This window comes from Rhodococcus sp. 06-156-4 (assembly GCF_002259345.1).
In the GTDB taxonomy this organism is placed as follows: Bacteria; Actinomycetota; Actinomycetes; order Mycobacteriales; family Mycobacteriaceae; genus Rhodococcoides; species Rhodococcoides fascians_E.
Map to the genome: position 1 here is coordinate 253,606 of NZ_NPGB01000003.1, position 21,819 is coordinate 275,424.

Below are 21,819 nucleotides of genomic sequence, written 5' to 3' on the forward strand. Positions count from 1 at the left end.
GCCCTGATACTTTCCATCCACCCGAGCATTCGAGGCGAGACGAGAGGAGGAGAAACCATGGTCATTCGGCGTACGGCCGTGCCCACGGCCTCCTCCTCCCCCATCATCGGCTGACCCGGGCACCGGGTCGGCCCTTCGAAAGGCTCACCCGTGTCCTCACCGACCACACTGTCCCACTTGGGTTTCGACACCTACTGGCACCATCGATTCCACGAGAACAGCTCACCCGGAGAACCCGGGCGCGTCACCGCGGTCTACCGCGGGTCCAGCGACATCGCCACCGAACACGGAACGCTGCGCGCCCACACCGGACACCTCGACGTGTGCACCGGCGACTGGGTACGCATCGACACCCAGCCGACGGGCGGGGCCGTACTCACGACAGTCCTACCCCGCCGCACAGCCATCGTCCGAGCATCGGCAGGCACGACGTCCCACACTCAGACCCTCGCCGCCAACGTCGACACCGTCGTCGTGACCGTCGCCGCCGACACCGAACTCGACCTCGGCCGCGTCGAACGATACGTCGCCCTCGCATGGGACAGCGGCGCAACACCACTGGTCGTACTAACCAAGTGCGACACCGGCGATTCCAACCGAGTCACCGACCTGAAGGCGTCGTCACCCGGCGTGACCGTACTCGCGATCAGCTCCCGCACCGGTGATGGAATAGAGTGCCTCACCGAGCATCTCGGTGGAACCATCGCCTTGATCGGACCGTCCGGATCGGGAAAGTCGACGTTGGCGAACACGCTCGTCGGCCAGCATGTCCTGAGCACAGGCGATGTACGCGAAGCCGACGGCAAAGGGCGTCACGTGACGGTTCGACGCGAACTCGTGCCGCTTCCCACCGTCGGAATGACGGTGATCGACACTCCCGGACTTCGCTCCGTCGGCCTCGTCGCGTCGGAAGAGGGCCTGCAGCAGACCTTCTCGGACATCGAGGACGCGTCGGCGCGATGCAGATTTCGCGATTGCACTCATCGCAGCGAACCCGGATGCGCAGTACAGGAGGGTATCGACCCCCGGCGGATCGCCAACTACCACCGCCTGCAACGCGAGAATCACTGGGCCACAACGCGACACGACGCCCGCGCCAATGGGCAGAGACTCGCCGAGGCCAAACAGCTCGCCAAGCTCCAGCGGCGCATGTACAAGTCACGTGGCCGATGACGCATTCATCACGCCCCTCGTTCAATCCACCATATTGATGAGCAAAGGTAATGTTTCGCGCATCCGCCGAGGCCATTACTCGCAGTTAACTCGCGGGCAATACGCCGCCCATAGATTCTTGTCAGCTCAAAAGAGCAGCGCCGCAAGGCGAATCACAGAAAAGAGGAATCACATGGGACTCGTAGCCGGCCTGATCGCAGTCGTCGGAGATACTCTTCACCTGCTGCTCGGCGGACTGTAGAACGACCCACTTCCCGCCAGTGACCTGAGCGGGTAAGCCACGAGGACGCGGCCGTCGGGGACGCGTCTCTCTTGTTTCGCCGACCTTCAGTCGAAGAGGGTCGGCGAGTCCGGCTCGTCCACGACGGGCTTCGCAGCCTCCGAGGGTGACGCTTTGCGAACCACGGACAGCGTGGTTGTGCGGACCGACAGTCGATGACCGGCATGATGCTCGAGAAGTGCCAGACCCTGACGGATTTCCAGCACCTTCCACGGTCCGGCGTGCCCGGTCGCCTGAACCAGGTCGCCCACTGCGATCTCGGAAGCCACTGCTCGTCTCCTCTGGTAGTCACATGACTGTCGGACCGACGTCCGGCCCAGCCTAGCTGCCGGGCCGATGAGCGTGTCATCGAGCATGACTTCACCCCGTCCAATCCCGTCGATCCGACCGGTCGACCGCCCTCGGCGGACAAAACGGACTCGACCTCGACAAAACACCCATGTATCAGCGAATTCACCCGAATACTCTGATACGCAATACTTTTCGATTCGACTCCACACCTCGTCACCGATAATCTCCCAGTGTGTCGACTCCCACGCTCCCTGCCGAAACCTTGTCGGTCGTGATCCCGGCCCACAACGAAGAGGCCTACATCGGCCCCTGCCTCGACGCATTGGTCGCGCAGGGTGACGACATCCACGAGATCATCGTCGTGGACAACAACTCCACCGACCGCACCGCCGCTGTCGTCGAGGCCTACGCCGACGCCCACCCCAAGATCACGCTCCTGCCGGAGCGCGCACCCGGCGTCGCGCACGCACGCAATGCCGGATTTCGCGCGGCCCGCGGCGACGTCCTGGGCCGCGTCGACGCCGACACCCGCGTCACACCGGGATGGGCCCGGGCCGTTCTGAACTACCTGTCTGCGGACGGAGCACACGTCGGCGGTGTCACCGGGCTCAATCAGCCGTACGATTCGCCGGTACGCGGCCTCAAAGCGTGGTGGTTCGGTCGGCACCTGAGGAAGGGCGCGATCGGAGGCGGTCGCCTGGTCACCAACCTGCACGGCGCCAACATGGCAATCCGCAAGTCCGCGTGGCACCGCGTCGAGCCACTGGTCAGCACCGACGCCGAACTTCACGAAGATCTCGATCTGGCCCTGTGCCTGACCGCCGTGGACGTCAAGCTGGCTCAGCTGTCCGACATGAATGTCGACGTGTCGCCCCGCCGCGCCCTCACTCCGCCGTCGAAATTCGGTGAGTACATCGAATGCGGTATCAGGACGTTCGAGCGGCACGGGGTCATGACTCCCGAGCGACGCAAGGCACTCCGGTTGCACTGGTGGTGGCACATTCTCGTGTTCGCCGTGTATCGGCCGTACGACCCGGCCAAGGGTCGGTACTCCGTGCGTCGCTTGTTCTCGCCCGCGCCGCCGCGGGTGTTGCCGGTCGGCACGAACACCGCGCCGCACGTCGGCTGACGTACGGCGTCACCGCACGATGGCGGTCTCCGGGGTTCCGTTGTCGATCAACGCAGCAATCGTGGCCGCTTCCATCCCGGGTGAACCGCAGACCAGCACCTGGGAGTCGAGGAACGGCTGCTGCACACTCATGACGTCGGCCAGACTGCCCTCCCAGCAGTGCTCGGGGCCGAACATCTCTGCGACACCCGCGATCTCGGCTCCGATGGCGTCGTGCCAGCGGTCGGGAGCCCACGGATCCGTCAACTGGTCCACGACGGGAACGACGGTCAGCCACGGTAATTCGGACGCCAGTATCCACAGCAGGTCGGCCGCGTAGAGGTCACGTGGTGAGCGTCCACCGACGTACAGCGTCACGTTCGGCGGTGTCTCCCGCCGGGTCAGATCCAGAATCAGCGCACGCAGCGGTGCGAGCCCGGTGCCCCCTGCAATCATCACGACGTCGCGTCCGGAGTGGTCGACCTTCAGACTGCCCGCGGGATTGCCGAACGTCCACACGTCACCCGGCCTCGTCTCGTTGACGATCGATCCACTGACCCACCCAGCCGGCACGGCCCGGACATGGAATTCCAACTTTCCATCGAGCGACGGCGGCAACGCCGACGAGTACCGACGACTCAGCCGCGCATTCTGCGGAACAGTGACGTCGAGCGACTGACCTGCCTCGAAAGGTATCGCGTCACCTTCGAGTCGAACCACGGCCAGGTCATTGCGCAACCGGTGGTACTGCACCACCTCGGCATTCCACGTCTGCATGCGTCCAGAATATGCGGCGGGCCCGGGAGTGGAGCCTGCGGAACGACCCAGTCGGGGGCGGGAGTGGAGCCTGCGGAATGACCCAGTCGATGCTGCAACAAAGACCAGTCACCAAGGGTCGTGGCGGACGAGGGAGAGATCGACTCCTGCGCCCTGCAAGCGGAATTTGGTGGTGTTGATCATCGAGGGTGAGCCGACGATCTGAATGTCACGGCCGTCCCATGATCCGAACTCCGCGACGACCTTCCCGACCTGCCCGACGATCGGCGACGAGCCGCCGAGTTGGTTCCGGTACTGCGGTCCGTCGTACCACCACGGATCGGTCTCTTCCTCGACGATCCCGACGACGGACAGCCACGGATTGATCGCTGCGATCTGCTGGAGAGTCTGCAGATCGTAGAGGTCGCACGGGTAGTGGCCGCTGTAGAAGACGTGGACGGACGGGTTGTCGGCCTTGGTGGCCATCTCCATGAGCTGCGCGCGCAACGGCGCGATTCCCGTGCCCGATGCGATGAGGAGACGATCACGACCGGGCGCGGTGTGCCTCGTCATGCTGCCGAGCGGCGCTCCGATGGTCCATCGGTCCCCGACGGAGGTGCTCCCCACGAGCGCCGGGCTGACCCACCCGCCCGTGACGCGCCGGATGTGGAATTCGATCTCGCCCGCTGCGTTCGCGGGAATCGCCGGCGACAGGTACCGCCACATGCGCGGACGGCTCGGAATCGACACACTGACGTACTGTCCGGCACTGTAATCCAGAGGCTCGTCGAGCATGAGCCGCACGATCGACACGTCGTCGAGAACACGCAGATGCTCGACGACGGTGCCCTGCCACACCGGCGGTCCGTCGTCGGCCTCCGCCGCTTCCATCATCGTGCCCGCCATCACCGCGATGACCTCGCGCCAGGCGGCGTCGACCTCGTCGGTCCAGATCTCGTTGCCCGCGAACTGCTCCAGGGCCGTGATCAGAGCATCTCCGACGGCCGCGTAGTGCGCGTCGACGATCCCGTACTTGCGGTGATCGCGGCCGAGCTGAGCCAGGAACGGCAGCAGGCGGTCGAGGTCTTCGAGCTGATCGATGGCATAGGCGATTGCCGTCACCAACTTGTCCCGCTGGGACTCCATCGACGCGGGGAAGAAATCCCGCACCTCGGGATTGCGAGCGAACAGAATGGCATAGAACGAACGCGTCAGCTTCTCCGGACCACCGTCGACGGCCGCGACCGCTTTGAACGTGGTTCTCACAAGCGAAATCGCCCGAGCATCCATCTCTCGAAGGCCCCCTCACCGCGTAGAAGTCGGCGTCCGACGTCTACCCGGACGTGCGCCAAGGCAGCCGGCACTAGTTTCTCGACCGCCGTGATTTCCAGGCAGTCTAACCCAGTGACTCGGACATGACCCACCGAGCGGATTCACTCGACCTGATTTGACTGCGTTAACCGGGAAATAGCTTGCCACGTTCGGCAATAACCAACCCAGAGGTCGAAATCGCTTGAGTCGCATCGATTTCCAGGCCTTTTCACCGACAGTTCGAGGACCTAGGATTCGGTTGCGTCGAATCGAGAACATTCAGCGGGACCGATCGAAACGGGGTAGGCAAAACGTGACTGTCGCTGTCGGGGCGGACGTGAAGGAACCAGCGAACGGCCGAAAAGTCGGGCCACGTATCGACGATCCCGGCCTGAGCGCGCGCCTCACCGAGTGCCGCGAGTTCTTCGACCAACCGGAACTGCAACACCTACCCGCGTCTCGGGCGACGCAGGCGCTCGCCGAGCTCCGCGCCACGGGCACCTACGTCCAATCCGCCGAGGAGATCCTCGTCGGCGCCAAACTGGCGTGGCGAAACCACGCACGGTGCGTCGGACGGAAACACTGGCGCACCCTGAAGCTGATCGACGCACGGCACGCCACCACGGCACAGGGCATCGCCGACGCCTGCTTCGAGCACCTCCGCGTGGCCACCAACGGCGGCGCACTGCAATCCATCGTCACCGTCGGCCCGCCGCCCCTGCCCGACGGCCGCGAATACCGGATCATCAGCCCCCAACTCATCCGCTACGCCGGCTACCGCGCCGACGACGGCACGATCACCGGCGACCCCGCGCACCTCGAACTCACCGCCCTGGCCCAGCGGCTCGGATGGCGCGGCGAGGGCACCGCATTCGACGTACTGCCACTGATGATCTCCACGCCCGACGAGCCGATCCGCTGGTTCGACGTCCCCCGCGACCTCGTACTCGAAGTCGACCTCGTCCACCCCAACTACCGCTGGTTCGCAGGGCTCGGGCTCAAATGGCACGCCGTACCCGCCGTCTCCAACATGGACCTCGAGATCGGCGGCGTCCGCTACCCCTGCGCACCGTTCAACGGCTGGTACGTCAACACCGAAGTCGGCGCACGCAACTTCAGCGACACCGACCGCTACGACATGCTCCCCACCATCGCCAAGAAACTGCGCCTCGACATGAGCTCGGAACGGACACTGTGGCGAGACCGTGCACTGGTGGAACTCAACCGAGCCGTCATCCACAGTTTCCGCGAAACCGGCGCTTACATGGTGGATCACCACACCGTCGCCAAGCAGTTCGTCGACCACGTCGACCGCGAAGCCCGAGCCGGCCGCGCCTGCCCGACGGACTGGTCGTGGATCAACCCGCCCATGTCGTCCGGCATCACCCCGACCTTCCACCGGCTCTACGATCCACCCGACATGGACATCCGACCCAACTTCGTCTCCCGCGGGGCGTCGGGTTGCCCGTTCGGGTGATGCCAGGCCGAGTGACCGAACGACTCAGTCGGTCACCAACCGAGGGTGAACGCGTGGGTTCCAGCCCAAGCACCTGGTGCAGCACGCGCGCCCACTGAAACCCGCGCAGCCGGGGCCGAGTGCAGATGCAGCCGGGGCCCGGACACGAAAAAGCTCGCCGACGCACAGGCGTCGGCGAGCGTGGGTGGGGCGTCAGCGCTGGTTGCGCGGTTTCCAGACGACGAGGGCGTTGCGCTGAACCGGTACGAGGTCGCGGCGGTAGCTCGCGTGGACGTTCGCGAGTTCCTGGGCGAGCTCGGACACTCGCGCCTGTAGAGCTTCGACTTGGTTGGTCAGCTCGATGATGCGCTTGATGCCGGCGAGGTTGACGCCTTCGTCCTGCGACAACCGCTGCACCTCGCGGAGCAACGCGACGTCGCGGGGCGAATACCGACGCCCACCGCCGGTGGTCCGGTGCGGGGTGACCAGACCCAGGCGGTCGTAGGTGCGCAGCGTCTGGGCGTGCATTCCCGCGAGCTGTGCAGCTACGGAGATGACGAAGACCTGAGCGTCGGGGTCACCGGGAGCGGAGCCTGCGGAATGACCAGAATTACCTTGGCCCGAACCCCCGCCAGTAGGAACAGTCATTACGCACCTGCCCACCCGGCCCGCGGGTCGAATCCGCTGGCCTTCTCGGCTTCCAGATAAGCGTTCAATGCTTCGGTGGCCGGGTCGTCGAGCTTCTGCGGTACAGCGACCTTGACCGTGACCATGAGGTCACCGGGGGTACCTGTCTTCTTCGGGACACCTCGTCCGCGGACGCGCAGCACCCGACCGTCGACAGTTCCCGGCGGCACCTTCACGCCGACGCGGCCGTCGAGCGTGGGAACCGACAGCGTGGTTCCGAGTACCAACTCGCCGTAGCTGACCGGGACGGTGACCGTCAGATTGTCGCCGTCGCGTCCGAACACCTTGTCCGCTCGCACGCGCACCGTGACGAACAGGTCACCCGACGGAGCTCCGCGGAGTCCTGCTTCACCTTGGCCGGCGAGACGGATCTTCTGACCGTCGGACACGCCCGGGGGCACGCGCACGGTGATCGTGCGGGTGCGGTTCTGCACGCCCGTTCCGCGGCAGTCGGCGCACGGGTCGTCGATGATCGAACCGGTCCCGCGGCAGTCGTCGCACGGCTCGCTGAACCCGAACGCTCCCTGGTTGCGGTTGATCACGCCCGCGCCGTTGCACTTGGGGCACACCCGCGGACTGGTCCCGGGCTTGGCACCGCTGCCGTGGCACGTGGTGCAGGACGACGGACTGGTCAGACGCAGCGGAACCGTCACACCCTGCGTGGCTTCACGGAAACCGAGAGTGGTCTCGGTCTCGACGTCGCTTCCGCGTCGCGGACGACTGCTCGCGGTGCGCTGCTGAGTGCCGCCGCGGTTGAACAGGCCACCGAACAGGTCGCCGATACCGCCGTCGCCGCCACCTTGACCGAAGATGTCGCCGACGTCGAACGTCTGCCCGCCGCCGCCGAATCCGCCTGCGCCAGGACTGAATCCACCGCCGCCCTGGCGACCGAAGCCGCCCGACGCGAACAGCCGCCTGGCCTCGTCGTACTCCTTGCGTTTCGCCGGGTCCGTCAGGACCGCATTGGCCTCGCTGACGGCCTTGAACTTCTCCTCGGCCTTGGCGTTGCCGGGGTTGGCGTCGGGGTGATTGTCCCGCGCCAACTTGCGGTACGCCTTCTTGATCTCTTCTGCAGATGCGCTGGAGGAAACGCCCAGCTCCTTGTAGAAGTCCTTCTCGATCCACTCCCGCTGGCTCACCGGGCGTTTCCTCCTTCCGCGCTATCTCTTTTTACTGCTCGTCGGATGCAGGCGCATCCGAGTGCTGTCCAGCATCGTCGACGACGCCGACCATTGCTGTCCGCAGAACCCGCTCGCCGAGCTTGTAGCCCGGACGCATCAGGGTCCCGACGACGGGATTGCTTCCGTCGCCCTCGTGCGAGACGGCCTCGTGGACCGCCGGGTCGAACGCGTCACCCTCGGCGCCGAACGTGGTCAGACCGATGTTGGCGAACACTCCCGCCAACTTGTCCGCCACCGACTTCAGCGGCCCGGTCTCGAGATCGCCGTGCTGACGCGCACGCTCGAGATCGTCGAGGACGGGAAGAAGCTGGGACACGACGGACGCCTTGGCGTTCTCCGCTCCCGTCTGCTTCTCCCGATCGGTTCGACGCCGATAGTTGGCGTACTCCGCCGACACTCGCTGCAGATCCGCAGTGAGTTCGGAGACCTGCGTGTCACGCGGGTCGACGACCACCTCTGCTTCGATGCCCTCGTCGTCCACCGAGTCGGGTTGGGGCGCAGTGCCGGTGCCCGCGAGGGGCTCCGGTACTGCGTCACCTTCCCGAGGCTCACCGGTCTGGGGATCGATCTTTCGCTTGTCCACGAAAGTGACCGGTTCCTGCTCGGTGTGCTGCAGATCGTGATCGCTGTCGCGGGGGCTCACTTCTTCTCCGCGTCGTCGGCCGGCTCGTCGACAACTTCTGCGTCGACGACACCGTCGTCAGCAGCTTGAGCTCCCCCTTCTGCGCCGCCCTGTTCCTTGGCCTGAGCCTCGTAGATGGCGGTGCCGAGAGCCTGCGACTCGGTCGACAGCTTCTCCACGGCGGTCTTCACTGCCGAGATGTCGCTGCCTGCGAGAGCCGACTTGGCCTCTTCGATGGCTGTCTCGACGCGTCCCTTGAGCTCGGCGTCGACCTTGTCCTCGTTGTCCTTGACGAACTTCTCCGTCTGGTGGACGAGCGACTCGGCCTGGTTGCGGACCTCGGCCTCTTCGCGACGAGCCTTGTCCTCGTCGGCGTGAGCTTCCGCGTCGGCGACCATGCGGTCGATCTCTTCCTTGGACAGACCGGAGCCGTCCTGGATCTTGATCGTGTTTTCCTTGCCGGTGCCCTTGTCCTTGGCCGTGACGTGCACGATGCCGTTGGCGTCGATGTCGAAGGTGACCTCGATCTGCGGGACGCCGCGAGGAGCCGGGGGCAGCTCGGTCAGCTCGAAGGAGCCGAGGAGCTTGTTGTGCGAGGCGATCTCGCGCTCACCCTGGAAGACCTGGATCTGCACCGAAGGCTGATTGTCGTCAGCCGTGGTGAAGGTCTCGGACCGCTTCGTCGGGATGGTGGTGTTGCGCTCGATGAGCTTGGTCATCACGCCACCCTTGGTCTCGATGCCGAGGGACAGCGGCGTGACGTCGAGGAGCAGAACGTCCTTGACCTCACCCTTGAGCACACCGGCCTGCAGTGCAGCACCGACGGCCACGACCTCGTCCGGGTTGACGCCCTTGTTGGGCTCGCGTCCACCGGAGAGCTCCTTGACCAGCTCGGAGACGGCAGGCATACGCGTCGAACCACCGACGAGCACGACGTGGTCGATGTCCTTGACGGCGATGCCGGAGTCCTTGACCACTGCCTGGAACGGCGCACGGGTGCGGTCGAGCAGGTCGGAGGTGATTTTCTGGAACTCGGAGCGGCTGAGCTGCTCGTCGAGGAACAGCGGGTTCTTGTCGCCGTCGACCGTGATGTACGGGAGGTTGATCGAGGTGCTCTGTCCGGAGGACAGTTCGATCTTCGCCTTCTCCGCAGCCTCACGCAGGCGCTGCAGGGCCATCTTGTCCTTGGTCAGGTCGATGCCGTTCTGAGCCTTGAACTTGTCCACGAGCCAGGTCACGATCCGCTCGTCCCAGTCGTCACCACCGAGGTGGTTGTCACCGGACGTTGCACGGACCTCGACGACGCCGTCGCCGATTTCCAGCAGGGAGACGTCGAAGGTGCCGCCACCGAGGTCGAAGACCAGAATGGTCTGCTCGCTGTCGCCCTTGTCCAGGCCGTATGCCAGCGCAGCCGCGGTGGGCTCGTTGACGATGCGCAGAACGTTGAGGCCTGCGATCTGGCCGGCTTCCTTGGTTGCCTGGCGCTGCGCGTCCTCGAAGTACGCCGGAACGGTGATGACCGCGTCGGTGATTTCCTCGCCCAGGTAGGCCTCGGCGTCGCGCTTCAGCTTCTGCAGCGTGCGCGCGGAGATCTCCTGCGAGGTGTACTTCTTGTCGTCGATCGAGACGGTCCAGTCCGTGCCGATGTGGCGCTTGACGGAACGAATCGTGCGGTCGACGTTGGTAACCGCCTGGTTCTTCGCGGGCTGGCCGACGAGCACTTCACCGTTCTTGGCGAAAGCGACGATCGACGGGGTGGTGCGTGATCCCTCGGAGTTGGCGACCACAACCGGCTCGCCGCCCTCGAGGACGGACACGACCGAGTTGGTGGTCCCGAGGTCGATACCGACCGCACGAGCCATAGTGTTTCCTCCTGTTTGTTGCTTGATTGGTTCCTAGCTGAGCGAACTGCACTCAAGTCTGCAAGACGTTTTCGACTTCTGTCAAACCGGACTTGAGCCCCATCCACTCAAGGCTACGAAAGCTCCAACGGAGGCGGTTGCAGATTTGTTCCCGGCCGGCGCTCCGCGCCCTTATGTGAGTGGGACAGCACTACGCCGCGACGGCAGATGCTCGTCGCGGCGTAGTTCGTCGTGCGTAGTCGGTGCGCCCTGCGGTGTGCGGGCTGGGAGAAGTCTCTTACTCGTCGCCCTCGATGGGTTCGGCCGGGGAGCAATCCAGGGTCAGGAACTCGACCTTGACGTTGTCCACGTAGTTGGCGTCGAGCTGAGGAGAGAAGGCCACGGCCCCGGCGGGACGGGAGACCCACGCCGCGTCCCCACTGGGAACGGTGATGGTGGCGTCTTCGCCCTTGACGATCTTGTCCTCGGTGACGGCACCGGCGGGGGCCGGGATCGCTCCGTAGTTCACCGAGACGTTCGCGGCGTCGCTCTCGCCGACGTTCTTCACTGTCACCTCGAGTGCGACGACCTTGCCGTCCTCGGGCTTGTCGGCGGTCTTGTCGACGCACGTGGTTCCGAGCGTTACGACCAGGTCGGTCGATTCCGCGACCGAGGATCCGAATTCCGGGGCCGTCGGCTCGGGCTCGGCCGACGCGATGGGCGCCAGGGCGACCGCACCGACGGCGGCGGCGAACACGGCCGTCGAGGCCAAGACTGTGGTGCGGGCAAAGCGACGCATGTGTGACTCCTGTGACTGAAGTGGCTGTTGTTGCGTTCAACTATTACCTATTACAAGCAGACTTTCCATACCAGGCAGTCTCGATACGGACACGGTCCGATACACCGGTTGTCTCGGCTTACACGCCTGTAATTCGGTTTCGACCCCCAATTTTCAGGGCATGCGGGGAACTCTGCAGAAGCAGCGCCGGGTACGTAGGGTTTGGAAGAAAGCGAGGCTACGGAGGCACATGGATCCCGAAGTGCAGCACGAACCGAGCGAGATCACCTACGACGAGAAGTTCTATCCGGCCAGACCCAAGCCGCTGCGCCCCTCCGTACGTCGAGCGAACCGAAACGGTTCCACGCCGCAGGACGGCGAGCCCTCGGCCGACAATGCCGAATACGTCGAGTGGCTCACCGAGCAGTCGATGCTGCGCGACGCCAAGCTCATCGCCGAGCAGCTCTCCGGCAAGGGCAGCATGTGGCAAAACCCGTATGCGGACCCCAATCCGCGTGGTGCCGTCGAGCGCGCACCCGTCTGGTTCACCGCGTACCCGATCTCCGTGATCAACGCTCCGCGCACCAGCTTTCTCAACACCCTCGGCGACGAGGCCCTGTGGCAGGCGTTCTCGGACATCGGGATCACCGCGGTCCACACCGGACCGGTCAAGGTCGCGGGTGGTATTCACGGATGGCGACCGACACCGTCGGTCGACGGCCACTTCGACCGCATCGGCATGCAGATCGACCCGGCGTTCGGCTCCGAGGACGAGTTCCGACGCCTGTGCGTCGTCGCGGCCGCGTACGACGGGATCGTCATCGACGACATCGTGCCCGGCCACACCGGCAAGGGCGCGGATTTCCGGCTCGCTGAAATGGCGGTCGCGGACTATCCGGGCATCTACCACATGGTCGAGATCGAGCCGCAGGACTGGCACCTGCTCCCCCGCGTACGCGCAGGGGCGGATTCGCAGAACATCGATGCCGAGGCAGAGGCCAATCTCGCGCGCGCCGGCTACATCATCGGCCAGTTGCAGCGGGTGATCTTCTACGAGTTGGGCGTCAAGGAAACCAACTGGAGCGCAACGGCTCCCGTCGTCGGTGTCGACGGCGTCGAGCGACGCTGGGTGTATCTGCACTACTTCAAGGCGGGACAACCGTCGATCAACTGGCTGGACCCCTCGTTCGCGGGGATGCGCCTGGTGATCGGCGATGCGTGCCATTCGATCGCCGATCTCGGTGCGGGTGCACTTCGGTTGGACGCCAACGGATTCCTGGGCGTCGAACGCCGCGCCGAGGGTCCAGGCTGGTCCGAGGGGCATCCCCTGTCCGAGGCCGCGAATCACCTGATCGCCAGCGTGGTGCGCAAGATGGGAGGGTTCACCTTCCAGGAGCTGAATCTGACGATCGACGACATCAAAGCCATGGGCACCAACGGCGCCGATCTGTCGTACGACTTCATCAACCGGCCCGCCTACCACCACGCTCTGGTCATGGGAAACACCGAGTTCCTGCGCCTGACAATGACGTTGGCGCGCGATCACGGCGTCGACCCGGCATCGCTGGTGCACGCACTGCAGAATCACGACGAGCTGACCTTCGAGCTCATCCACTTCGCCACACTGCATGCCGAGGACGAGTTCGAGTACTGCGGTGAAGTGGTGAAGGGGTCCGACCTCGGTGATCAGATTCGCGCGGAACTGACCGATCGCCTGACCGGCCGCTGGGCGCCGTACAACCGCACGTTCACCACCAACGGAATCGCCTGCACCACAGCCAGTGTCATCACTGCCTCGCTCGGCATCCGTGATCTCGATCGCATGGACGAGTCCGACATCGAGACGGTGAAGACGGCGCATTTGATGCTCGCGATGTACAACGCGCTGCAGCCGGGCGTGTTCGCGCTGTCCGGCTGGGATCTGCTGGGCATCCTGCCCATCGACGCCGACGACGTGGCCGACCTCATCCGTGAGGGCGACACGCGGTGGATCAACCGTGGCGCGCACGACCTGATGGACAGCTACCCGGATGCGGTGCGCTCCGAGTCCGGTATTCCCCGAGGCCGCAGCCTCTACGGTTCGCTGCCCGAGCAGCTGAAGGACCCGTCGTCCTTCGCCCGCAGGCTCGCGCGAATCATCGAGTTGCGCAACAGGTACGGAATCGCCACCGCCCAGCAGCTGGACGTGCCGACGGTGTCGCACAAGGGCCTGCTGGTGTTGGTCCACGAACTGGGTCAGGGCACCATCCAGGCAACCGTCATCAACTTCACGTCCGACGAGGTGGCCGCGACAATTCAGTCGAAGCATCTCACCGTGGGTGCCGGGGTGTACGACATGTTCGACGATTCGGACATCGGCGTCGTCGACGAGTTGAACAGTTTCCCGTTGACACTGGGCCCGTACCAAGGAATCCCGGTGATCCTGCGCTAGTGCAGAAGCTCCGGTACGTCGACGGATAGGATCTTCACCCGTGACCGAACCGGAGAACACCCGCCGAGAACTTCGCCCGCAGCCGGAGCGCCCCGAGTTCGCCGTCGAGCCGCTCCGGCCGCGCCAGGACTCGAGGGGATCGAGCGTTGCCTTCCGGATGGCCCTCGGTGCTTGGGCCGCCGTGACCGTCGTCGCGCTGGCACTGGCAGCCGTCGTTGCTCTGAAGTACGACGCGGTGCGCTCTGCGCTCGAAACCTCGGTGTCGGACGACGGTTCCGGCGCCACCGCGTCGGAGATCTCGGACACGGTGACCGTGACGTTGCTCGGGAGCGCTGGGGTGGGCGCCGTGCTGCTGATCGTCGCGGCACTCGGTTTGAGCCTCGCGGCATCCGGAAGGTCGCGATCCCATGGGGCACTGAGCGGGCTCCGCTCCCTGTCAGGCGTCGTACTGCTCGTGGCAGGGTTGGCTGCGACGGGCGCGTTCGTGCTGTTCTGGTCCTTCATGTCCGACGCCGGGTCGGTGGCGGCGGGCGCGCTTCAGTGGGCTCCTCTTGTCGGGGCGGGGTGTGCGGGCATCGCCGCGGTGGCGGCGGGGAGCGGCCTCTCCGGGAAGTGATCTTCGCCGCCCGACTGTTGTATACATGCTTAGGCTTGCTTTACTTGCCAGGTGAAAACACCACTCCTCCGCGCTTCCGCCGCACTCGCGCTGATCGTGCTGGCCGCCTCGTGTAGCTCCACCGACGAGTCGACGCCGTCCGCGTCCGGCACCCATGACGTCGTCACCGAATTCGGCACCGTCGCCGTTCCGGACACGATCGAGTCCGTCGTCGTCATCGACGGCAGGCGCGACCTGGACATCGCCATCGCGTTCGATCTGCCGGTGATCGGTATGCCTGTCGAGACCGAAGCTCCGCCGGAAATCCCCGGCCCGCTCACCGAACCGATGAAGAGCCTGCGCGACGCCGGGGTGCCCGAGCTGTTCCCACGCAACGTCATCGACGTCGAGTCGATCGCTCGCGTCGACCCCGACCTGATCATCGGCCGCAACGAAGTGATCGAGGAGATCTACGACCAGCTCAGCGCCGTCGCGCCGGTGCTGCCCGTCGGCTCGAACGGCACCGGCATCACCTGGCAGCAGGACGTCGACGCCATCGGCGACGCCTTGAACATGCAGGACCGCGCGGCCGAGATCGTCGACGAGTACGACGCCCGCGTCGAGCAGATCAAGACCGACCACGCCGACGCCATCGCGAACACCGAGGTTCTGCCGATCACCACATCCGACGGCAGCGGAATCTCGATCGGTCGTGAGCGCGTGTCGGCCGCCGCCCTGATCGACGTCGGCGCCAACTTCAGCAGCGCGTGGGACCGGGCGACGCCCGAGCTGGATCTCGGACCGGAGAACCTGTCGGAGATCTCCGACGCGCAGGCGCTCGTCGCTGCGATCACCTCGGAGGAGGAGTTGCGTGCACTGAACGCCAATCCGCTGTGGACTGGCCTGCCTGCGGTGCAGTCGAACCGAGTCGTGCGGACCGACAAGTTCACCAACGACGGCGGGCCGATCACCGCGCTGTGGAGTCTCGATCTGGCCGAGCAGCTGTACACGCCTACGTCGTAGCCGCGATACCCTCCGCACTACGAGCGGCGACCCCGCACGCCCGCGCGGTGAACTGGTCGAGAAGCGGATGGTCGGCCAGTCTGCGCCACTTCTGGGCGGCGGCGCGCGCACGGTCGTAGCGTTCCGCCTGCCCGGAATCCGGATCGAGGCCGAGCCGCACCCAGGAGTCGATGCCGAATCCGCCGATGAGCCTCTGCAATTCGGCGAGTTCGGCCTCCGGGAGCGTGGGCGTCGTTCCGCGCATCTTGCCCAGCAACCGCAGCTCCTGGAAACCGTGGACGTCGGCGAGCATCCGCCCGGCTTCGGCACGGAACTGTGCAGACTCGGCAATGGGCCGAGCCTCCAGCGTCCGCTGCAACGTCACCAACGCCGAATGCAGTTTCAGCTGATCCGCGCGCTGGCCGAACTGGACGTCGATGACGGATCTGAGCTCGTCGAGCCCACTGCGTTCGACGAGTTCCGCTGCCAGCGTGGGCGAATCCCGCACACCGAGCTTGACGAGCGTGACGGCCATGCGGATTCCGAAGAGGCCGAACCGGTCGACGATCGATGCACGCAGGTCCGCGTCGACCGGCAACAGCCCGGGCCGTGAGAACCTGTCGGCGGACAACATCGCCAACTGCAGGTCCTCGTCGGGCACCTGGGCGAGGACCTCGAAGGCGGCGAACTCCGCCTGTCGCAACGTTTCCGCGGCCAACGCGAGCAAGCCGGCGACGGGCACGACGGCCTGGCACAGTCCGGTCGCCTCCAGTTCCGAGGCGAACCTGGCCGCCACTTCCTTGGCCGACATCATCGCGTCCATCCGGCCCGCGCCGACCTCGTCGGCGCGGGACACGACGCCGACGACGCCGAGAGGCCCCGATTCGCCGCCGACGTGCGCGCCGATCTGACCGAGAAACGACACATCCGTCGCGTTGAGCGTCCGCAGCAGATACACGACGGCATCCGCCCCCGACGACGCGTTCTCCGGCGTCAGCATCGACAGCGTCCGCGCCGAGACGTCCCGAGACAACGACGAGGTACCGGGGGTGTCGATGATGGTGGTGTGCGTCAACGCCCGCGCGGGCCATTCGACGTCGAGTCGGTCGACCTGAGTCGCCGTCAGGTCACCCAGATCGAACGTCAGACGCCCACTGCGACGCTGTACCGGAACGTGAGCGGATCGGTCGCCGTCGTACCAGGCCGTGACGCTCGGGGTCGCACCGCTGCGGTACCACGTCACGACCTTGGTGCACTCGGTCGCATCGGTCGGCGCGATGTCCTGGCCGACAAGCGAATTGAGCAGAGTGGATTTACCCGCCTTCAGCGACCCCGCCAGCGCCACCCGCAGCGGCTGATCCAACCGCTCCAAGCACGCGGTCAACGTCGCCGCACCGTAGGTGTCGATGGAGTACGCGCTTCGAGCCGCGGTGATCAGAGCACGAGCATCGGACAGCGTCGTCACAGTGACTTCTCGCTCGGAACCAACGCAGCCGCCCGCTCGCTCAACTCGGCGACCACTTTCATCTCACGATCCAACTGCGCTGTGCGCGTGCCGCGTTCTGCCTGTTCGACGTTGGCGGCTTCCTGCGCTGCCCGCAACGAATCGTTCAGTGACCGCAGCGTCTGCTCAGCTATCGACGTGAAGTGATCGCGCAGAACCCGTTGGATCTGCCGGAGGCGATCCTTCGATTCCTTGCCCACCTGGAAGCTCACGTCGTCGGTGAATCGCCTGATCGCCATCTTGGCCTCGGAGCGCCTGGTCCGAACGCGGTTCTCCTTGTCCTCCTTGTACGCCTTGGTTCCGAGGAGGACACCCGCGCCGATCGAGATGGGGTTGAGCAGACTCAGGCCGACGAAGGTGGTGATCAGGCCGAACATCAGCACACCGCCGTAGGAACCGCGCATCCCGACGAGCACCTTCTGCGTGATGCCGATCTTGCCCGTCTCCAGATCTGCCAGCGACGCAACGGGATCGAGCACGTCGTCGAGATCGCCGAGATCGAGATCGGGGAGCGCCACCGCCCCTGCGGCAGCGAAGTGCTCGGCAACGAGCTCGGCCAACCACAGCGCGCGCTCGTGCGCCCACACGAAATTGTCGCCGACCGACGCCGCGATCTGCTCCTCCAGCCAATCCCCCAGCTCGGCCCAGTCGGAGCCGGGATCGCCCTCGTCCACGGTCTCCTCCGCTTCGCGGGTCACCCTGCGCAGCCGATCCCGAAGATCATGATCGATGTCCGACGCCAGGTCGGCGATGCCGTCGGCGAGGGTCTGTTGCCATTGGGAGGTCTTCTTGTGCAGTTCCTCGGCGGCGGCTTTGGCTCGTTGCAGACCGGCCACTGCTGCAGCGGCTCGTTCCGGGTCACGAAGAGCGGCGAGTTCGCTTCCCATGGCGAGTGTCAGGTGTTCTGCGACGGAACGGATGTCGAGCGATACCGCCGTTCGGGTGGTGGCGTCGGCGCGCGCGACCACGTTGTCCCGCAGGAACGCGTAGAGGTCGGGGAAACCGGATTCGACGTTCAGTTCCTCGTCGCTGAGTCGTAGTGCGTGCGAGCGGAGCAGCGAGGACAGCGAGATCATCGGCACGTCCAGGCCTTCGCGCTGCAGGTGTGCGCGGTTGGCGTCCACGATCGAACGCCAGTGGGGGTACAGGTCGGTCTTGGTGATCAGCACTGCGACCGACGGGCACAGGCCGAGAACCTGACGGAGGAAGGCAATTTCGGGTTCGGTGAACTCGCGGCTGGCATCGGACACGACGAGCACTGCGTCCGCGGACGGTACGAGGCCGAGAGTTCCTGCTGCATGCGGGTTTCCGTGACCGCCGACGCCGGGGGTGTCCACCAGCACCAGTCCGTCGGCGAGCAGCGGACTCGGAACGTTCACTTCGAGCCTGAGCACTTCGCGTCCCTCGGCTCGCGGGCTGGCCGGGGTGATGTTCTGCAGCTCGTCCAGCGGAACCTCGACGCGCACGGCGTCGTTACCGGGATCGGCAAGCACCAGTTCGGCATAGGAACGCTCGGAGTTCTGCACGACGGTCGGAATGGCCGTCGTCTCGTCGTCGCCGACGGAACAGACGTTCAGGTTCAGCAGCGAGTTGACGAATTGGCTTTTTCCCTGTTTCAACGGCCCGACGACGACGATGCGTCTCCTGGGGTCGAGTACCCGTTCCTTCGCGAGTTCCATCCTCGACACCAGATCGGAGCGACCGACCGTCTGCGCCACTGCCGCAGTTCGATCGAGCAACTCGGCCAGCTGTTTCGCGTGCCCGTCCATGGCCTTCTTTCGGTGCTCGTGCATTCGTCCGACCTGACTCTAACGAGAGAAAAGGCCCCGGGCGGAAGAACCGCCCGGGGCCGTGCTTCTCCCTCGTGGAACGTTACGGGTTGATCAGGTCCGTGTGGTGATCGACCGACGCGATGTCGGCCACCGAGTCCGCGGTGCTGTCGGCGGCGCCGTGCAGGCTGCCCTCCGAGTGGAGCGAGGAGTCCAGCGAGGACTGCGCCGAACCGAACACGTTCGAGTCCACCGAAGACCAGCTGCTGGAGTCGAACTGCGAGTCGTACTGCGAGTCGAACGAGCCGGATGCGCTGCCCGCGGCGTCGGTGACGCTGTCGAAGCCGCCGGACAGTCCGCCTGCCGCGCCGCCGAGAACGTCTGCTCCCGTGGCCACTCCGCCCTGCAGTCCGCCGGCCACGTCACCTGCGACGTCGGCTCCAGCCGACGCACCGCCGGCGAGGCCGCCGGCAACGTCACCTGCGATGTCGGTTCCGGCTGCTGCGCCGCTCGCCAATCCGCCTGCAATCCCTGCACCTGCCGACGCACCCGCGTCGAGTCCGGCCCCGAGGCCTGCACCGAGACCCGCACCCAGTCCGGCGCCTGCCTGTGCAGCAGCGTCCACGCCCGCGCCGACGGTTCCGTCGACGCCGCCTGCGACCGAGCCGCCGAGTCCGGCTGCACCTTGGGCCGCGCCGTCGACCGTTCCTGCCAGTCCGCCACCGAGACCGGCACCTGCCTGAGCAGCACCGTCCACCGCGCCGCCGACTGCACCGGTCAGGCCGCCGCCCAATCCGCCTGCCAACCCACCGCCGAGGGAGCCGAGGCCGGACAGTCCGCCACCGAGTCCGCCGGCCAGGCCTGCACCCGCGTTTCCGACGGCGGCGAGTCCGCCGCCGAGTCCTGCGGTCACACCGCCGACTGCGCCTGCGCCGAGGTCACCGGCTGCGCCGCCGGTCAGACCGCCCGTGGCACCGCCTGCAGCGCCGAGGGCTGCGTCGACTGCTCCGGTCAACGCTCCGCCCAGTTCTGCGCCGCCGCCGAGCGCTGCGCCGAGATCGAGTGCTCCGCTGGTGTCGAGGACCGTGTCCAGTGCGGCGCCGAGGTCGGCTCCTGCCTGTCCACCCACGCCGAAGGCTGCTCCGAGAACACCTTCGAGGTTCGTTGCTGCGTCGAGGTCGACCCCGGCGGACGCGTCGATCGCGGATCCGAGGGCGGCCGTCAGGCTGCCGATTGCGCTGGTGTCGAGATCGAGCGCGGTTCCGACGGCTCCGCCGACGAGTGCGCCCAGGTCGCCGGTTGCGACGCCCGCCAGGTCGAGGTCCGCGAGTGCACCGGCGTCGAGCACGGCGCCGAGAGAGGATCCGATGGTCGACGCCAGGCCGCCGTCGGCCTCGAAGAGTCCTTCCAGACCGGTAGCGAGGTCCAGGCCGCCTGCTGCTCCGGCGACTGCGTCCAACGCTCCGTCGAGGGCGCCGCTGAGAGCTCCGCCTGCACCGAGAGCCGCACCCAGATCCAGTCCAGCGCCGAGTCCTGCAATGCCTTCGAGTCCCGCAATGCCTTCGAGTGCGGCGCCGAGGCCTGCGCCTGCTTCTCCGCCGATTCCGAATGCCGCGCCGAGGATGCCTTCGAGGTTGGCGGCACCGCCCAGGCCCGCTCCCAGCGCGCCGTCGATGGCGGTTCCGAGGGACGTGGTCAGATCTCCGACGACGCCTGCGTCGAGGTCCAGTGCGGTTCCGAGGGTGCCTGCCACGATGCCGCCGAGGTCCAGTCCGGCGAGGCCACCGAGATCGAGGTCTGCCAGCGCTCCGGCGTCGAGCACCGCGCCGAGGGAGGATCCGAGAGCCGCGGCGAGACCACTCTGTACGGCGAACACGCCTTCCAGCCCTGCACCCAATCCGCCGCCGAGGCCCGCGCCTGCGCCGATAGCTGCGTCGAGGGCCGACCCGAGTCCGGCTGCGACACCTCCGCCGAGGCCGAGGCCTGCGGTCAGTGCGGTTCCGAGGCCACCTGCCAGGCCGCCCACGAGGTCGATCTGGCCCGCGTCGACGACGGCGCCGACGACGTTTCCGAGTGCTGCGCCGAGGTTGGCGCCGATCTCTCCGCCGATGCCGAATGCGGCACCGAGTGCTCCGCTGAGGGCCCCTTCGACGCCGGCGATGGCGCCCAGGTCGATTCCGCCGACGGCGCCGAGCGCTGCGTCGAGGGCCGTGTCCAGGCCTGCCGTGACGCCTGCACCGAGCTCCGCGCCGATCCCGGCGCCCAAGCCGAGGCCGCCGCCGATGAGACCGGTCAGAGCGCCGCCGAGGTCGAGGCCGCCACCGAGACCGAGGCCGCCGTCCAGATCGAGGCCACCGCCGATCGCTGCGCCTGCGCCGAGGAAGGCTTCGAGTGCCGCGCCGAACGCTGCTCCCAGCTCGACACCGATCTGCCCGCCTGCCGCCAGTGCTGCGGTGAGGGCGGCGCCGATCTGGGCTGCGATGTCGCCGGCGAAGTCGATGTCGCCGCCGAGTCCACCGCCCAGTCCACCACCGATGACACCGCCGCCGGCGAGTCCGCCGCCCACGACGGCTCCGGCAGTGAGGCCGAGTCCGGTCGACAGCCCGCCTCCGATGGCAGCGCCACCGGCGAGGGAACCGTCGAGGCTGCCTGCCGCACCGGCGCCTGCGCCGAGGATCGCGGAGAGCTGCGAACCTGCTCCGGCGAACAAGCCGGACTCGGCGACGAGCGGGGCGACGGCGACGATGTCCGCGTGGCAGACGTCGCCGAGGCCGGCGGCCGCGAGGGCTGCTTCGGGGTTGGCGCAGTACGCGGCTGCGGCTTCGTCGTCGCGAAGCAGGCTGAGGATGAAGTCGAGTACTGCGTTGGTGGCCATCTGAGGCTCCTTGGATGTTCGGAAGCGGGGTTCCGGGGGGTCGTTCGTGGTTGATCACAAAGCTATGGCCCGGGGGCGGTTCGCCCAACGGGGACGAACCCCCTACTCCATCGGCGCCACCCAGGGTTCCGGCATTAGGGGATCCCGGGCCATTAGGGG

General features: G+C 66.4%; 17 protein-coding genes. 6 read left to right on the top strand and 11 right to left on the bottom strand.

Annotated features, from left to right (window positions below; genetic code table 11):
• Positions 1-150: 150 nt before the first annotated feature.
• Positions 151-1,173, top strand: coding sequence for a ribosome small subunit-dependent GTPase A (rsgA, locus tag CH290_RS01415; protein WP_033189151.1), 1,023 nt, complete (start codon positions 151-153; stop codon positions 1,171-1,173).
• 327 nt (positions 1,174-1,500) lie between these two features.
• On the opposite strand, the gene CH290_RS01420 is transcribed toward rsgA, so the two are convergent.
• The gene (locus CH290_RS01420) at positions 1,501-1,722 is read right to left on the bottom strand and encodes a hypothetical protein (protein ID WP_019663814.1); all 222 of its coding nucleotides are present in this window, start codon (positions 1,720-1,722) and stop codon (positions 1,501-1,503) included.
• Positions 1,723-1,976: 254 nt separating this feature from the next.
• On the opposite strand from CH290_RS01420, the gene CH290_RS01425 reads away from it, so the two are divergent.
• Positions 1,977-2,873 carry a glycosyltransferase family 2 protein gene (locus CH290_RS01425; RefSeq protein ID WP_033189150.1) on the top strand — a complete coding sequence of 299 codons (897 nt, stop codon included), beginning with the start codon at positions 1,977-1,979 and terminating at the stop codon, positions 2,871-2,873.
• Positions 2,874-2,882: 9 nt separating this feature from the next.
• On the opposite strand, the gene CH290_RS01430 is transcribed toward CH290_RS01425, so the two are convergent.
• Positions 2,883-3,629, bottom strand: a complete 747-nt coding sequence (locus CH290_RS01430; RefSeq protein ID WP_020110773.1) for an FAD-binding oxidoreductase — start codon at positions 3,627-3,629, stop codon at positions 2,883-2,885.
• Positions 3,630-3,737: 108 nt separating this feature from the next.
• The gene (locus tag CH290_RS01435; RefSeq protein ID WP_026347560.1) at positions 3,738-4,898 is read right to left on the bottom strand and encodes a globin domain-containing protein; all 1,161 of its coding nucleotides are present in this window, start codon (positions 4,896-4,898) and stop codon (positions 3,738-3,740) included.
• Between the two features lie 358 nt (positions 4,899-5,256).
• Between CH290_RS01435 and CH290_RS01440 the strand changes: the two genes are divergently transcribed.
• Positions 5,257-6,396 (top strand): nitric oxide synthase oxygenase, encoded by a 1,140-nt coding sequence (locus CH290_RS01440; RefSeq protein ID WP_371828343.1) that lies wholly within the window; start codon positions 5,257-5,259, stop codon positions 6,394-6,396.
• Positions 6,397-6,588: 192 nt separating this feature from the next.
• On the opposite strand, the gene CH290_RS01445 is transcribed toward CH290_RS01440, so the two are convergent.
• From CH290_RS01445 to CH290_RS01465, 5 genes are all read right to left on the bottom strand, one after another.
• A complete protein-coding gene (locus CH290_RS01445) occupies positions 6,589-7,023 on the bottom strand; it encodes a heat shock protein transcriptional repressor HspR (protein ID WP_080748706.1) in 435 nt (144 codons plus the stop codon).
• Positions 7,023-8,201, bottom strand: a complete 1,179-nt coding sequence (gene dnaJ / locus CH290_RS01450; protein ID WP_019663819.1) for a molecular chaperone DnaJ — start codon at positions 8,199-8,201, stop codon at positions 7,023-7,025. The genes CH290_RS01445 and dnaJ overlap by 1 nt, the downstream gene beginning before the upstream one ends.
• A 31-nt stretch (positions 8,202-8,232) precedes the next feature.
• Positions 8,233-8,886: a nucleotide exchange factor GrpE gene (grpE, locus tag CH290_RS01455; protein WP_020110770.1), complete on the bottom strand. Its 654-nt coding sequence runs from the start codon at positions 8,884-8,886 to the stop codon at positions 8,233-8,235.
• Positions 8,883-10,727: a molecular chaperone DnaK gene (gene dnaK, locus CH290_RS01460; RefSeq protein ID WP_019663821.1), complete on the bottom strand. Its 1,845-nt coding sequence runs from the start codon at positions 10,725-10,727 to the stop codon at positions 8,883-8,885. Before dnaK ends, grpE begins: the two co-directional genes overlap by 4 nt.
• 277 nt (positions 10,728-11,004) lie before the next feature.
• Positions 11,005-11,505 (bottom strand): Pro-kumamolisin, activation domain family protein, encoded by a 501-nt coding sequence (locus CH290_RS01465; RefSeq protein WP_230620967.1) that lies wholly within the window; start codon positions 11,503-11,505, stop codon positions 11,005-11,007.
• Positions 11,506-11,734: 229 nt separating this feature from the next.
• Here CH290_RS01465 and treS point away from each other — a divergent pair, with 229 nt between their 5' ends.
• From treS to CH290_RS01480, 3 genes are read left to right on the top strand one after another with little or no spacing between them, the layout of a single operon-like run.
• Positions 11,735-13,915: a maltose alpha-D-glucosyltransferase gene (gene treS, locus CH290_RS01470; protein WP_033189147.1), complete on the top strand. Its 2,181-nt coding sequence runs from the start codon at positions 11,735-11,737 to the stop codon at positions 13,913-13,915.
• Positions 13,916-13,955: 40 nt separating this feature from the next.
• A complete protein-coding gene (locus tag CH290_RS01475) occupies positions 13,956-14,531 on the top strand; it encodes a hypothetical protein (RefSeq protein ID WP_033189146.1) in 576 nt (191 codons plus the stop codon).
• Between the two features lie 51 nt (positions 14,532-14,582).
• Positions 14,583-15,533: an ABC transporter substrate-binding protein gene (locus tag CH290_RS01480; RefSeq protein ID WP_020110766.1), complete on the top strand. Its 951-nt coding sequence runs from the start codon at positions 14,583-14,585 to the stop codon at positions 15,531-15,533.
• Here CH290_RS01480 and CH290_RS01485 read toward each other — a convergent pair.
• The 3 genes from CH290_RS01485 to CH290_RS01495 all read right to left on the bottom strand — a co-directional run bounded on the left by CH290_RS01485 (position 15,523) and on the right by CH290_RS01495 (position 21,660).
• On the bottom strand, positions 15,523-16,977 hold the full coding sequence (locus CH290_RS01485; protein WP_033189145.1) for a dynamin family protein: 1,455 nt from the start codon (positions 16,975-16,977) through the stop codon (positions 15,523-15,525). The two genes, CH290_RS01480 and CH290_RS01485, sit on opposite strands and share 11 nt — an antisense overlap.
• Positions 16,974-18,785, bottom strand: coding sequence for a dynamin family protein (locus tag CH290_RS01490; protein WP_027498629.1), 1,812 nt, complete (start codon positions 18,783-18,785; stop codon positions 16,974-16,976). Before CH290_RS01490 ends, CH290_RS01485 begins: the two co-directional genes overlap by 4 nt.
• Positions 18,786-18,888: 103 nt before the next feature.
• Positions 18,889-21,660 carry an IniB N-terminal domain-containing protein gene (locus CH290_RS01495; RefSeq protein ID WP_033189144.1) on the bottom strand — a complete coding sequence of 924 codons (2,772 nt, stop codon included), beginning with the start codon at positions 21,658-21,660 and terminating at the stop codon, positions 18,889-18,891.
• Positions 21,661-21,819 lie beyond the last annotated feature (159 nt).

Coding starts and splice junctions, on each gene's coding strand:
- CH290_RS01430 (WP_020110773.1), bottom strand. CDS start 3,629: ATGCAGACGTGGAATGCCGAGGTGGTGCAGTACCACCGGTTGCGCAAT.
- CH290_RS01435 (WP_026347560.1), bottom strand. CDS start 4,898: ATGGATGCTCGGGCGATTTCGCTTGTGAGAACCACGTTCAAAGCGGTC.
- CH290_RS01445 (WP_080748706.1), bottom strand. CDS start 7,023: ATGACTGTTCCTACTGGCGGGGGTTCGGGCCAAGGTAATTCTGGTCAT.
- dnaK (WP_019663821.1), bottom strand. CDS start 10,727: ATGGCTCGTGCGGTCGGTATCGACCTCGGGACCACCAACTCGGTCGTG.
- CH290_RS01465 (WP_230620967.1), bottom strand. CDS start 11,505: ATGCGTCGCTTTGCCCGCACCACAGTCTTGGCCTCGACGGCCGTGTTC.
- treS (WP_033189147.1), top strand. CDS start 11,735: ATGGATCCCGAAGTGCAGCACGAACCGAGCGAGATCACCTACGACGAG.
- CH290_RS01490 (WP_027498629.1), bottom strand. CDS start 18,785: ATGGACGGGCACGCGAAACAGCTGGCCGAGTTGCTCGATCGAACTGCG.
- CH290_RS01495 (WP_033189144.1), bottom strand. CDS start 21,660: ATGGCCACCAACGCAGTACTCGACTTCATCCTCAGCCTGCTTCGCGAC.